This window comes from Methylocystis sp. (genome assembly GCF_050251305.1).
GTDB lineage: Bacteria > Pseudomonadota > Alphaproteobacteria > Rhizobiales > Beijerinckiaceae > Methylocystis.
In genome coordinates, this window is the sequence record NZ_JBFWNB010000012.1 from 33,884 (window position 1) to 46,472 (window position 12,589).

The following is a 12,589-nucleotide window of genomic DNA, read 5'->3' on the forward strand; positions in this document are numbered from 1 at the left end:
ACGGAGGGCAAAGACGTCGATGCACCTTCCCAGAAAATGGTGGATTGGGCTGCCGGTCCTGATCGGACTCGCCTATTTTGCGCAGGATTCGCTGGCGCCTCGTCTTGAAAACGAGCTGCGCGCCGCTGTCCTTTCTCGCGTCGCGCGATCGCCCGACGCGGTCGAGAAGCCGGAGATTCGCATCGCGGGCCGCGACGTGGTCCTCGCCGGCATTTCGCTGTCGCCTGACGTGAAAGCGCGTCTTCTCACGGCGCTCGGCGTTGAAACGCCCGCGCGGCGAATCATCGACGCGACTCAGCCTCTGTCTCTTGCGGAGCCTTTCGTGCTGCGACTCGAGCGTCACGGCGGCAAGGCGACGATTTCGGGGAATGTCCCGCCGACCGGCGCGCGCGAAAAGCTGCGCGCGGAGATCGCCGCCCTGGGACTGGAAGTGACGGATGACGCCGCCTATGCCGATGGCGCGCCGCAATCCTTCGCCGATCTTGCGTCCTTCGCGGCGCGCCGTCTCGCTGAACTCGATCCCGCGACGACGACGATCACAGACGCGACCATCGCCGTCACAGGCGAAGCGCGTAGCGCCGCCGATTACGACAAGGCGCTTGCGGCGCTGAAGGCGTCGCCGTTCGGCGAGACCGCGATCAAGGCGGACGTGTCGCCGCCGCGCGTTTCTCCTTACGTGTTTTCAGCGGCGTTGCGCGACGGCTTTGTAAGCCTGTCCGGCCACCTGCCGAGCGACGCGCTGCGTAAAGAGGTCGTCGCCATGGCGGCCGTCGCCGGGGCCGGCGCGGCGGTCAGCGACGCGACTCAGCTCGGGGCGGGCGCGCCCTCCGGGGATTTCGCCGGAGCGCTTGCCTTTGCGGTCGGCGAGCTCGGCAAATTGTTGCAAGGCAAAGTCGTCGTTTCGGACGGCACAGTCGTCATCGAAGGGCAGGGGCGCGAAAACATATTGAGCGATACGATCCAGGCCGACGCCAAAGCCCGACTGCCCGCCGGCTATGAGGTTGCGCGGCTTGACGTTACGGCGGGTCCGATTGCGCCATACGTGTTCAGCGCGCAGCGCGCCGGCGGCGAGGTGACGCTTGCCGGCTATGCGCCGGACGAGACGATCCGCAATCGCCTCGTCGAAACCGCGCGCCGGAATTTCTTTGATGCGACGGTTGTCGACCGGCTCGTCATTGCGAAGGGCGCGCCGCAGAACTTTGCGGAAGCGACGGATCATTCGCTCGCCGCGCTCGCGCGGCTCGAAGACGGCAAGCTTGCGATCAGCGACTCGAATGTTTCGCTCGCGGGCGTTGCGCGACACCAGGGCGCGCGGTCCGATATCGCAGCGGCGTTTTCCGAAGCGCTTCCGCAGAGCTTCCGCGGGGATGCGCAGCTCTCGACGCGCATTGTGGGGTCGACGCTCGACGCCGCTCAATGCGGCGCCGCGCTTGCCGAGCTCCTCGCCAAAGCCCCGATCGTCTTTGCGGCGGATGACGCGGCGATCGCGCCCGAATCCGCGCCGTTGATCGATGCGGTCGCCGCGACGGCGCTGCGCTGCCAGGGCGCGAGTCTCGAAGTCGCCGCGCACACCGACAATATCGGAATCGCGGAAGTCAATCTTGGGCGAAGCAAGCGTCGCGCGCAGGCGGTCGTCGAACGCTTGCTGAAGGCCGGAGTCGATCCGTTCCGGATCAGCGCGGTCGGCTATGGCGGCGAACATCCGATCGCGCCCAATGACGGCGACGACAACCGCGCGCGCAATCGTCGTGTCGAAATCCTTGTCAAGTAAGCGTCAGAGAAGGAGAAGCAGATGTCTTATATCCTGACGCTCGGCTGGCCGTGGTTCGCCGCCGCCTGCGCGCTCGGCGCGCTGTTCGGCTATGCGACGACGACGCAGGCGAAGGGCGCCCCGGCGGCGCCCGGCTGGAACATTGTCGTAATCGCTGCGGCGCTGGGCGCCGGCGCCGGCGCCTCCTGGCTCGAACTTCTTGACGGCCGCGCAGCGCTGGCGTTGGACATCGTCCTGATCGCGGCCGTCGCCTATTTCGCGGGTCTGCCGCTCGGCGTCGCGCTCAAGACAGCCGGCGCAACGGCGCCCGCTCGCGCAGCCAGGACGCCGAGGGTCGTTCTGCGCGGGGTTGCTGCGGAAACCGCCGAACCGACGCGCGCGCCGGCGCTCGAACCCGAAGAACAGATCGCGGAGGCCGCGGAGCCCGCAATGCAGGCGGGCGTCGAACCGGCGCTGGAGGCGGCGGCGTCGGGGGCCAGAGCGTTGAACGAAAAAGCCGCGCAAATGCGCGCATCGGGCGCCAAGACCGAATCTGGCGAACGTCCCGCGACGCTGACGGCGCCGCGCAACGGCGCGGCGGACGATCTCGCCAGGATCAAGGGCGTCGGGCCGAAGAGCGTCGAGAAGCTGCACGCGCTCGGCGTTTTCCACTATGATCAGATCGCCGGCTGGAGCGACGACAACGTCAAATGGATCGATGGCGCGATCGGCGCGGCGGGCCGGGTGAAGCGCAACGGCTGGGTCGAACAGGCGCAAGCGTTGAGCGGCGGCGCTCAGCGTGATCGCAGCGCCGATGCGGCGTAGCGCGCGGAGTGAGGGGCGCGTTCGTGTGCAAGCGTAGAGTTCTGAGCGTCGTACTCGTCTGCATGGCCTCGCTGCAGGTTCATAGCCTGCGCGCGCAGGACATGCTGCAGGGCGTCGATCTCGCGCAGCCCGCCTATTCCAAGGCTGAACTGACGCGCGCCGACGTCGAAGCGGCGCTCCAGCATCGCGAGAACGGGCGTAACGTCGATCTCTCCCAGAAAAGTCTCAACGGGCTCGATCTGTCGGGGCTCGATCTGCGTGGAGTCGACTTTCGCGCGGCCCGCATGAACAAGACTTCGCTTGCCGGCGCGCGCCTCGACGGCGCGATACTCGATCAGGCTTGGCTCATCGAAGCCGACCTGACCGGCGCATCGCTGAAGGGCGCGCACGCCTTCGCTTCGCAAATGCAGCGTATGAAGGCCGACGGCGCCGATTTCGCTCAGGCGCGTCTCGCCGGCGATCTGACGGGGGCCTCGGCGCGAAACGCCAATTTCAGCGGAGCGGATCTTTCCGCCGACATGAAGAACCAGTCGATGGGTCTGATGCGCGCGGTGCTGCGCTCGGCTGTGCTGGAGGGCGCGCGTTTTCGCAACGCCAATCTGGCGAGCGCCGATCTGCGTTTCGCGCGCGCCGCGGGCGCAGATTTCTCCGACGCGAATCTGGAGGGCGCCGACGCCGCCGGCGCGGATTTGACCGGCGCAAACTGGACCGGCGCAAAGACTGAAGGACTCGACCTTGATTCCGCGCAGATCGACGCCTTGGCCGGTGCCGCGCTTGCAGGCGCGCAGAACATGGATCGCGCCCGCATGAAATGACTCGCGACGTCCTGTGACGGACAGCGCACGAGGGGAGGGTGACGCCTATGCGAATGATGCTGAAGATCAAAATTCCGCCCGAGAGCGGCAACCGCGCCGCTCAGGACGGTTCGATGGCGAAGGCGTTCCAGCTTCTGAAGGAACAGCTGAATCCCGAAGCCGCTTACTTCGCGATGGAAGATGGGATGCGCTGCGCTTACGTGTTTTATGACGTCAAGGAACTGCCAGACCTCGTCAGGATTCATGAACCGCTGATCCGGGCCACGGGCGCGCTCGTCTATGATGCGCCCGCGCTCAAGTGGGAAGATATGGCCAAGGCGATCGAGGGCTTCTAGGCGCGGGCGGCGTCGTCCGCAGATTTCATCCAGCGCGGCGCGAAACTGCCAAGTCCAGCAGAGCGAATTGAGTTTCGCTGGAAGCTCCGCCGCCAAAATGCGCGCCGTCAAGCGATCTTGATGTTTCGCGTCAAACGAGGACGAGAATGACGGAAGGCGTCGTAAGAGAAATTTATCAACGCTTTTTTGAAAGCGATATTGATGGTTTTCTCAAGCTGTGCGCCGCCGATATTGAATGGGTCGTCAATGGCCCCGCCACGTTGGAAAAGTGCAGATCCTTTCATGGCGTTGAAGGGGTCCGCGATTTTCTTTCGATTCTGGATCGATCATGGGCGTTCAGCTTCTTCATGCCTCGTGAATTTATCAGCGGCGGCGATAAGGTTGTCGTTCTTGGAGAAGAGTCCGGAACGGATCGATCTTCGGGCGAGCGCTTTGAGAATCGATGGGCTCACGTGTTTACTGTGAGAGATCGCAGGATCATGACGTTTAGGGAATTTCTCTGTCACTGGAGCGGCGAGCGACATCCGCCAAAAATGAGTTGGCAGTGATTGAGCGCTCGGCCTTGGACGCTTCGCTTCGCATCGCAAGCGGGCGACGTTCGTTGAACGTTGCAAGGACGCTCTTGATGCCGAGCCTCATAAACCGCAGCGCGATTCCCGCCGCGATCGTTCTCCTTGTCGTCGCATGTGCAGTCGCCGCCAACGCAAAAACCGGCAAGACGGCCGCGCCCAGCGCCTCGGAGCGGGCTACGCAAACACAGACGACGACACGTCGGCCTGCGGACGTCGTCAATGTCGCCGATGTTGTGCCGGGCGTCGTCGTCGACGCGCGTTACGCCGGCTATTTCAACTTCGTCGGCCATCCGATCGCGGGATATGAAGCGCCGGTCTGTCTCCTGACGCGCAAAGCCGCCGAGGCGCTGGCTCGGGTGCAGGCTGCGCTCAAGCCCGTCGGCCTCGGCCTAAAAATGTACGATTGCTATCGCCCGACGAGAGCGGTGGCAGAATTTGTCCGCTGGGCGAAGGATTTGCAGGACACTCGGATGAAAGCTGAGTTTTATCCCGAACTCGACAAGAGCCAACTGTTCCCGCAGGGCTATATCGCGGAAAAATCCAGCCATTCGCGTGGATCGACGGCCGATCTGACGCTCGTCGTCTTGCCGGCCAAGATCGACGTTTACATGGGAACCGGATTCGATTTCTTCTCGCGCCGCTCCTGGCCGGACGATCTCGAGCAACCCGCGCAAGCGCGCGCCAATCGTTTGCTTCTGTCCAGCCTCATGCAGCTTCATGGCTTCAAGCCATATCCATACGAATGGTGGCACTTTACGCTTGCTGACGAGCCTTATCCGGACACCTATTTCGACTTTCCGGTAAAATAGCGATTCCAACCTGACCAGGCGTCAGAACGTGAAACCACACGCTTCGAGGATGTTGGAGATTGGAAAGCCACGATACACGGATCATTCGCATCGGCGTCGATCTTGGCGGCACGAAGATCGAGGCGATCGCGCTCGACGCCGCCGGCGAGACGCTGGCCCGCCGTCGCATTGCGACGCCCGTGCATGATTATCAGGAGATTGTGCAGGCGGTTGCGACTCTCGTGCGCGACATCGAGTCTGAGGCTGGCCAGCGCGGCTGCGTCGGCGTCGGCGCGCCCGGCGCAATTTCGACCCACACGGGGCTTGTGAAAAACTCCAACACCGCCGTGGTCAACGGCAGACCGCTCGACGTCGATCTCACGCGGGCGCTGCAGCGTCCGGTGCGAGTCGCCAACGACGCGAATTGTTTCGCGCTGTCGGAGGCGATCGACGGCGCCGGGCGCGGCGCCCGCGTGGTGTTCGGCGTCATTCTTGGCACGGGCGTCGGCGGCGGCGTCATCGTAGACGGCAAGATCGTCGAGGGGCGCAATCACGTCGCCGGCGAATGGGGCCATACGCCGCTGCCATGGATGACTCCGGAGGAATATCCCGGCGAACCCTGCTTTTGCGGACATCGCGGCTGCATCGAGACCTTCCTGTGCGGCTCCGGGCTTGCGCGCGACTATGAGAAGCGCTCGGGCGCGCATCGGCCTGCGATCGAAATCGTGGCGCGCGCCAAGGCCGGCGAACCCGCCGCGCAGGCGAGCCTCGAGGCCTTTCAGGACCGTCTCGCGCGGGCGCTGGCGATCGTCGTCGATCTGATCGATCCTGACGTGATCGCGCTGGGCGGCGGCGTCTCCAATATTTCGTGGCTCTATGAGGGACTCGCGGCGCGCGTCGGCGAAAACGCCTTTACCGACTCTTGCGACACGAAGATCCTGCCGAACGTCCATGGCGACTCGGGCGGCGTGCGCGGCGCGGCGTGGTTGTGGAGCGTCGACGAGATCGCGTGATTTCGACCCCGCCGCCGCGCGCGTCGCGCCGGCGCCGTTCCCTCCGGTCTCCGGCCGGTGTATGCGAAGAACGCGTGACGGCTGCGGGCGTAGGCGAGGGGAGTTGCGATGGGCGCCGCCGGAGACCCCAACAACGGGAAAAAGCCTTTCCCCAAACTGGCTTTCCTCGCCTCTGGCGCGCCGGAAGCGGAAGAGGCGCGCCTGCGCCTCGTCGAGAAATATGGCGACACGCCGCCCGAGGAGGCCGATTGCATCGTCGCGCTCGGGGGCGACGGGCTGATGCTGCGCACGCTGCACCGCTTCATGGACGCCGGCAAGCCGATCTATGGCATGAACCGCGGGTCGGTCGGCTTTCTGATGAACCAGTATCGAGAGTCGGGGCTGCGCAAGCGGATTGCCGAAGCGAAGCCGTCGATCGTTCATCCGCTGCTGATGCACGCGGTCAATGTGCGCGGCGACGAATTCTCGGCGCACGCCATCAATGAAGTGTCGCTGCTGCGCCAGACCTCGCAGATCGCCAAGCTGCGCATTCTGGTCAACGGGCAGGAGCGCATGCCCGAACTCATCACCGACGGGGTGCTGGTGTCGACCCCCGCAGGGTCGACGGCCTACAATCTGTCCGCCAATGGGCCGATCCTGCCGCTCGACGCGCCGCTGATGGCCCTGACGCCCATCTCCGCCTTCCGCCCGCGACGCTGGCACGGGGCGCTGCTGCCGGATGCGGCCAAAGTGCGCATCGAAGTCCTGGAGGCAGCGAAGCGACCAGTTTCCGTCGTCGCCGACCATGACGAATTCCGCGATCTCGCTTATGTGGATGTCGAGATGGATCACGCCACGAGGCTGGTCCTGCTGCACGATCCCGGCCATTCGCTGGAAGAACGGATCCTGCGCGAGCAGTTCGGATATTGAATGCCAGAGTCGGACATCAAACCTTTTCGTCGCCATGTCTTCGTCTGCGTCAACAAACGCGACGGGCGCTCCGCATGCGAGGATCACGGCGCGAAGGAGGCGCTGGCGAAGGCGAAGGAGGCGGTAAAGGCGTTGCCTTACGCCAAGCGCGAAGGCGTGCGGCTGTCGCAGTCGGGCTGCCTCGGCCAGTGCGAGCACGGGCCTGTCGCCGTCGTCTACCCTGGCGGCGAATGGATCAGCTATTCTTCGGCCGACGAGCTGGTCCGCTTCGTTCTTGAGGCGATCGAGACTGAGGACTGATCAGCAGCGGGGCGGGCGGCCATATGGTGGACGTTCGGCGCGTTCCTCGACACGACGTTCGGTTGCATGCGCTCTTGTTTGATCTTTGGCCCGGACGCCAGCGACGACGATGTCGCGGCGGCTTTCGCCAGCGGCGCCGATGCGTTGCTGCTGCGTCTTGGCCCCTGCGCGGAAGATGACGCGCGACGCCGCGCCCGCGCGCGCGCCTGCGCGATAATCGCCGCCGCGCGGCGGGAGAGCGGCGCCGTGAAGCTCTTCGTGGAAGTCGCGCCTGTCGGAAGCGATCGGGTCGAGGCCGATCTCGACGCGCTCTTCGGCCCCGGGCCCGACGGCGTCTTTCTTCCCGCCTGCGACGGCGCCGCCGTCCTGCAGCGCATGGCCGTGAAACTCGCGGTACGCGAGGCGCAGGCCGGCCTCGCAGACGGCGCGACCAGGATCGGCGCCTTCGTGGGCGGCGATCCTGCGGGCGTTCTGGCGTTGCGAAGCTTCGCCGGCGCGGCGCCCCGCCTTGCCGCGCTCGCCTTCGACGAAGCGTCGCTATGCGTGGCGCTCGGGCTTCCCCAAACCGGCGGCGCGGTCGTCGAGACGGCGCGCGCGCTGGCGATCCTGGCGGCGGCTTCGGCCGGCGTTCCGGGGCTCGCGCCGCCTGTCGAGGCCGGCGACGCGGCCGCCTACGCCGCCGCGCGCCTGGAGGGATTCACAGGCGCGATAGCGCTGCGTCCGGGACAGGTGGCGCGCATCCATCAGGTCTTCCCGGCGGGGGAGAATCGACAAAGCGCGCAATCGTCGGCATAGACAGACCGATGAAAAGGGTCCGATCGGACGCGCTTTCCCGAGTCGCCGCGGCGGCGCTCGCCGGCGTAGCGCTTCTCCCTGAGCCTGGCGCCGCGCAGCAACAGCCGCCGGGCCAACCCCATCCGCCGCATGAGGCCAGCGAGTCGGCCGCCCCGGCTGAGCCGGAGGCTGAGAAACTGTCCACGCTGCGGCTGAGCGCCATGCTCGCCGCCAATGACCATGAGCCGGTGCGCTCTGGCCTGATCTGGCGGGTCTTCGAGGAGAGCGCCCAGCCGGATGGGTCGCATAAGCTCGTCACGCAGTCCGAGGAGGCGACGCCGACCGTGCCGCTGCGCGACGGCGCCTATATCGTACACGCCGCCTATGGCCTTGCGGGCGTCACGCGCCGCGTCGCCATCGAGGGGAGCAATGTCTCCGAGCGGGTCGTTCTGAACGCCGGGGGGCTGAAGCTCATCGACAAGCTGGGCGACGCGCAAATCCCTGCGCAACGGCTTTCGATTTCGATCTATGTGCCGGAACGCGGCAACGCCGAAGCGAAGCTCATTCTCGCCAACGCCAAGTCGGACGAAGTGATCTGCCTCCCCGAAGGCGCCTATCACGTCGTCTCCACCTTGCTCGACACCGGTCAGGGCGCACAGAACCAGACCAACTCCGTGGTGACGGCGGATCTGAAAGTTCCGGCCGGCAAGCTCATCGAAGCGACCCTGCGCCATCGCGCGGCGATCATGACCTTGAAGCTCGTCAAGCAGCCGGGCGGCGAGGCGCTCGCGAATACGAGCTTCTCGGTGCTCACGCCGGGCGGCGACGTCATCCGCGAGCTGATCGGCGCCTTTCCGTCGCTCGTGCTCGCCGAAGGCGAATATGTCGCCATCGCGCGCCACGAGGGCAAAACCTACCAGGGGACGTTTCGCGTGCAGTCGACGCGGGACGCGGATGTTGAAATTCTGATGCGCGATCAGCCGCGCAATCATGCCGAGGACGAACGTCCACAATGAAACAGCCGCCCGGCGGACCGGGCGGCTGGCTTGAGACGCGCTTGGGACGCGCTTGAAAACTGGGGTTTAGAGGATCGAGAAGGGGATGATCACGTCCATATTGAACATGCCCTGGGACTTGCTGAGACCGTTGCCGCCGCTTCTGAAGAAGGGGGTGGCGCCGGTGAGCGACGTATCCCAGCGCAGTTCCGGACGGATGATCAACCCGGTGATGTAGGGCAGCTTGGGGAGTTCAGGCGTAATCGTCACGCCGGCGGTCAGCCCCAGGTAGCTCGTGCCGACGCCGCCCGGCTGGAAGATGCAGGACGGGCAGGGAAAGCCGTGGAAAGTGTTTGCCGCGTCGAAGAAGCCGGGGAAGGCCGCGACGAAGAAGTTCTTGTTGTCGCGGTAATATTCCACACGACCATTCATCGTGAACAGGTCGTTGACCTTATAGGAGATGTACTGCGCGATCGCATAGGCGTCCGCGCCCTGAGGCTTGTAGGGGAACGCGGCGAGATTGGTGCCAAAATTGCCGTCGAGGTCGGCGATCGTCTGATCCGGCAGGCCGGTTGTCGAGATCGTGTTCCAGCCGCTTTCCCGGTTATAGGCGATGTCCGTGATGAAGGTGAGATCTTCGGTCGCCTTCCAGGTCGTCGTCAGATTGGTGAAGGTGCGGTTGGTGGTATTCGGGTTACATGCGCAGGCCAGCGGCGTGTTCGGCCAGCCAACGTTCAGCGGGTCGAGCTGCTTGGGATTCTCCGGCCCGTGATGGACGATCGCCATGATCGTCAGATCGCCGTCGAGGAAGTTGAAGCCGAGGCCTCCGTGGAAGGACGCGGCGGCGTTGTTGTCGCCGGGCCAGCCGATGGTCGTGTTCACGCCGCTGGTCACGCCGGTATAGACGTCGAGCCAGGGCTTGACGTGTGTGGTGACCATCGCGCCGGTGTGAATGAACGGACCGAAGTTGAAGATATAGGAGTGGCTGTAAAAGAGATTGTCCTTGGCGTAGATGAGCTCGGCGCCGTTATAGGTCGGGAACATGCCCACCTTGAGGTCGATGCCGCCCTCGCTGAGCGGGGTAACCCACGGAAGATGCGCCAGAACATTGGCTTCGATCGGTCCGATCTGCGTGCGCGAGGCGATCGCATAATCGAGAACGCCGAGGTAGTGGTTGTAGCGCATGTCCTCGCCGACCATGCCCTGGAACTTAAAGCCGAAGTCATAGTCCTCGGCCTTGGGGTCGAGCGGACGCTGAATCGTCAACACCGCGCCGTTGAACGTCGGCCAGTTGGCGCGGTCCGTATAGAGGTGCCCCCAGTTGATCTTGTTGAACGGCTGATTGAAGTTGATCGGAATGCCGGCCTCGATGTAGCCGTCGACCGTCAAAGTGTCGATCCAGGCTGGCGGGGGCGGGGGAACGGCCGGGCCTTTGACAATCTTGCCGTTGGTCGCGGTCCTGGGCGCGGGCGGCGGCGCGGGCTGATTTTCTTCAATAAGAGTCGGATCGACCTCCATCAGCTTCGACTGAGCGTGAGCTGTGCTCGTGATGCTGGTTGCTAACGAGAGAGCAGCCACGGTCGAGAGATAGTACCACTTCATTGCTGGGAACTCCGTCTGGAGGCGAAATCTGCTTTGATATCACTCGCGAGCGAAGTTCCGTTCAAGTCCAAGGTCCGCGCAAATGCCCAATTGCTAGGCAAAATCGCCCCTGACGAAAAATTGTTCTAATCAGTGTGGCGGCAATGTCACAATTTTTTAAGGCGCCAGCGGTCCTTCCCTTGAATTCGCGAGGGTCTAATGTGTGGAAGGCAACAATCCGTGTCTCCTTTCCATCGAATCAGCATCCGAATCGATCCCTGACCCGGGCTTGTCCGTCCTCGAGCGCCGCCCTTTGTAGGGAAGCGTGACAATAGTCCGGCGCGCAGATGCGCCGCTGACCGTGACAGGAGAGCGACATGGCGGAAGAGGGGCGCAGTCACCCCGAGGGCCTTGACTTTGCGCAGGGCGTCGCTCCCGATGATGTGCCCCAGGACCGTCCCTTGCCGGGGCATGTGACGGGCGAGCACGCCATAATGGCGCGACACGGCGACGAGTTCTTCGTCCTCGGCGCACATTGCACGCATTACCACGGGCCTTTGGCGGACGGGCTCGTGGTCGGCGGCTCGGTTCGATGTCCCTGGCATCATGCCTGTTTCAGTCTGCGCAGCGGGCGCGCCCTGCGCGCGCCGGCCTTTGATCCGCTGCCGCGATGGCGCGTCGAGCGCGCCGACGGAAAGATATTCGCCCGCGAAAAGATCCCTCAGGTGGAGCCGGCGAAACGGAAGGGCGCGGTTGAACCGCGGGGCGTCGTGATCGTCGGCGGCGGCGCGGCGGGTTTCGCCGCCGCACAGATGCTGAGGGCCGAAGGCTATGACGGAATTCTGGATCTGATCAGCGCCGATTCGGCCGAACCTTACGATCGTCCCAATCTCTCCAAGGACTACCTGGCGGGAACCGCTCAGCCCGACTGGCTGCCGCTGCGCGATCCCTCCTGGTATCGCGACAACGGCGTCCAACTGCGTCTGGGACAGCGCGTCGAATTGCTCGAGCCGGCCAGTAAGCGCCTGACGCTGGCGGATGGATCGGCGCTCACCTATGACGCGCTGCTTCTCGCGACGGGCGCGTTTCCGGTAAAGCTGCCGATTCCGGGCGCCGAACGGAGCCATGTCCATTATCTGCGCTCGCGGGCCGACGCCGACCGGATCATCGCCGCCTGCGCAAGCGCGCGACGCATCGCCGTCATCGGCGCAAGCTTCATCGGCCTCGAAGTGGCGGCGGCGCTGCGCGCGCGCGATCTTGACGTGCATGTCATCGCGCCGGAAGCCATACCGATGGCGCGCATTCTCGGCCCCGAACTCGGCGCGCATGTGAAAAAGCTGCATGAGAGCCACGGCGTCGTGTTCCATCTCGAGGATACGGCGACCGAAATCGGCCCGCGGACGCTTAATCTGAAGAGCGGCGCGACCCTGGACGCCGATCTCGTCGTCATCGGCGTCGGCGTGAAGCCGGATCTCGCGCTGGCGCAGTCCGCAGGCCTCGCCGTGGATCGCGGCGTGCTCGTCGACGACTATCTGCTGACCAGCGCGCCGGATATCTACGCTGCGGGCGACATCGCGAGCTGGCCCGACAAAATCACCGGCGAGCGGATTCGCGTCGAACATTGGGTGGTCGCCGAGCGTCAGGGGCAGACCGCCGCGCGCAATATCCTCGGACGCAAAGAAAAATTCGACGCCGCGCCCTTCTTCTGGAGCCAGCATTACGATCAGGCGATCGCCTATGTCGGACACGCCGCATCGTGGGATCGGCTGGAGCTTTCAGGCGATCCGGCCGCGGCCGATTGCATGGCGTCTTACTTCACGGGCGACCGGCTGCTGGCCGTCGCGACCATCGGCCGCGACCTGGAAAATCTTCGCGCCGAATCCGCCTTTGAAGCGCGCATCGGCGCCGCGCCGCCGGAAGACTTCGAATGAG

General features: G+C 64.8%; 13 protein-coding genes. 12 read left to right on the plus strand and 1 reads right to left on the minus strand.

The window, feature by feature from the left end:
• The first annotated feature begins 19 nt into the window (after positions 1 to 19).
• The 11 genes from AB7F41_RS06235 to AB7F41_RS06285 all read left to right on the plus strand — a co-directional run bounded on the left by AB7F41_RS06235 (position 20) and on the right by AB7F41_RS06285 (position 9,097).
• Positions 20 to 1,771 carry an OmpA family protein gene (locus AB7F41_RS06235; protein ID WP_428383836.1) on the plus strand — a complete coding sequence of 584 codons (1,752 nt, stop codon included), beginning with the start codon at positions 20 to 22 and terminating at the stop codon, positions 1,769 to 1,771.
• 21 nt (positions 1,772 to 1,792) lie between these two features.
• Positions 1,793 to 2,575, plus strand: a complete 783-nt coding sequence (locus AB7F41_RS06240) for a hypothetical protein (RefSeq protein WP_428383834.1) — start codon at positions 1,793 to 1,795, stop codon at positions 2,573 to 2,575.
• A gap of 62 nt (positions 2,576 to 2,637) precedes the next feature.
• Positions 2,638 to 3,390 carry a pentapeptide repeat-containing protein gene (locus AB7F41_RS06245; protein WP_428383865.1) on the plus strand — a complete coding sequence of 251 codons (753 nt, stop codon included), beginning with the start codon at positions 2,638 to 2,640 and terminating at the stop codon, positions 3,388 to 3,390.
• A gap of 38 nt (positions 3,391 to 3,428) precedes the next feature.
• Positions 3,429 to 3,725: a hypothetical protein gene (locus tag AB7F41_RS06250; protein WP_428383832.1), complete on the plus strand. Its 297-nt coding sequence runs from the start codon at positions 3,429 to 3,431 to the stop codon at positions 3,723 to 3,725.
• 146 nt (positions 3,726 to 3,871) lie between these two features.
• Positions 3,872 to 4,273 carry a nuclear transport factor 2 family protein gene (locus AB7F41_RS06255; RefSeq protein ID WP_428383830.1) on the plus strand — a complete coding sequence of 134 codons (402 nt, stop codon included), beginning with the start codon at positions 3,872 to 3,874 and terminating at the stop codon, positions 4,271 to 4,273.
• Positions 4,274 to 4,350: 77 nt separating this feature from the next.
• Positions 4,351 to 5,106 carry a M15 family metallopeptidase gene (locus AB7F41_RS06260; protein ID WP_428383828.1) on the plus strand — a complete coding sequence of 252 codons (756 nt, stop codon included), beginning with the start codon at positions 4,351 to 4,353 and terminating at the stop codon, positions 5,104 to 5,106.
• A gap of 59 nt (positions 5,107 to 5,165) precedes the next feature.
• On the plus strand, positions 5,166 to 6,098 hold the full coding sequence (locus AB7F41_RS06265; RefSeq protein WP_428383826.1) for an ROK family protein: 933 nt from the start codon (positions 5,166 to 5,168) through the stop codon (positions 6,096 to 6,098).
• A gap of 108 nt (positions 6,099 to 6,206) precedes the next feature.
• Positions 6,207 to 7,007 (plus strand): NAD kinase, encoded by an 801-nt coding sequence (locus tag AB7F41_RS06270; protein WP_428383824.1) that lies wholly within the window; start codon positions 6,207 to 6,209, stop codon positions 7,005 to 7,007.
• The gene (locus AB7F41_RS06275; protein WP_428383822.1) at positions 7,008 to 7,307 is read left to right on the plus strand and encodes a (2Fe-2S) ferredoxin domain-containing protein; all 300 of its coding nucleotides are present in this window, start codon (positions 7,008 to 7,010) and stop codon (positions 7,305 to 7,307) included.
• Positions 7,308 to 7,373: 66 nt separating this feature from the next.
• Positions 7,374 to 8,102, plus strand: coding sequence for an aldolase/citrate lyase family protein (locus tag AB7F41_RS06280; protein WP_428383820.1), 729 nt, complete (start codon positions 7,374 to 7,376; stop codon positions 8,100 to 8,102).
• An 8-nt stretch (positions 8,103 to 8,110) separates the two neighbouring features.
• On the plus strand, positions 8,111 to 9,097 hold the full coding sequence (locus AB7F41_RS06285; RefSeq protein ID WP_428383818.1) for a hypothetical protein: 987 nt from the start codon (positions 8,111 to 8,113) through the stop codon (positions 9,095 to 9,097).
• A gap of 66 nt (positions 9,098 to 9,163) precedes the next feature.
• Here AB7F41_RS06285 and AB7F41_RS06290 read toward each other — a convergent pair whose 3' ends face one another.
• Entirely contained in the window at positions 9,164 to 10,678 is a 1,515-nt protein-coding gene (locus tag AB7F41_RS06290; RefSeq protein ID WP_428383816.1) for an outer membrane beta-barrel protein, read from the minus strand.
• A 356-nt stretch (positions 10,679 to 11,034) separates the two neighbouring features.
• On the opposite strand from AB7F41_RS06290, the gene AB7F41_RS06295 reads away from it, so the two are divergent.
• Positions 11,035 to 12,588, plus strand: a complete 1,554-nt coding sequence (locus AB7F41_RS06295) for an FAD-dependent oxidoreductase (RefSeq protein WP_428383814.1) — start codon at positions 11,035 to 11,037, stop codon at positions 12,586 to 12,588.
• Position 12,589 lies beyond the last annotated feature (1 nt).

Coding starts and splice junctions, on each gene's coding strand:
- AB7F41_RS06280 (WP_428383820.1), top strand. CDS start 7,374: ATGCGCTCTTGTTTGATCTTTGGCCCGGACGCCAGCGACGACGATGTC.
- AB7F41_RS06285 (WP_428383818.1), top strand. CDS start 8,111: ATGAAAAGGGTCCGATCGGACGCGCTTTCCCGAGTCGCCGCGGCGGCG.
- AB7F41_RS06290 (WP_428383816.1), bottom strand. CDS start 10,678: ATGAAGTGGTACTATCTCTCGACCGTGGCTGCTCTCTCGTTAGCAACC.
- AB7F41_RS06245 (WP_428383865.1), top strand. CDS start 2,638: ATGGCCTCGCTGCAGGTTCATAGCCTGCGCGCGCAGGACATGCTGCAG.
- AB7F41_RS06295 (WP_428383814.1), top strand. CDS start 11,035: ATGGCGGAAGAGGGGCGCAGTCACCCCGAGGGCCTTGACTTTGCGCAG.
- AB7F41_RS06240 (WP_428383834.1), top strand. CDS start 1,793: ATGTCTTATATCCTGACGCTCGGCTGGCCGTGGTTCGCCGCCGCCTGC.
- AB7F41_RS06275 (WP_428383822.1), top strand. CDS start 7,008: ATGCCAGAGTCGGACATCAAACCTTTTCGTCGCCATGTCTTCGTCTGC.
- AB7F41_RS06260 (WP_428383828.1), top strand. CDS start 4,351: ATGCCGAGCCTCATAAACCGCAGCGCGATTCCCGCCGCGATCGTTCTC.
- AB7F41_RS06255 (WP_428383830.1), top strand. CDS start 3,872: ATGACGGAAGGCGTCGTAAGAGAAATTTATCAACGCTTTTTTGAAAGC.
- AB7F41_RS06270 (WP_428383824.1), top strand. CDS start 6,207: ATGGGCGCCGCCGGAGACCCCAACAACGGGAAAAAGCCTTTCCCCAAA.
- AB7F41_RS06235 (WP_428383836.1), top strand. CDS start 20: ATGCACCTTCCCAGAAAATGGTGGATTGGGCTGCCGGTCCTGATCGGA.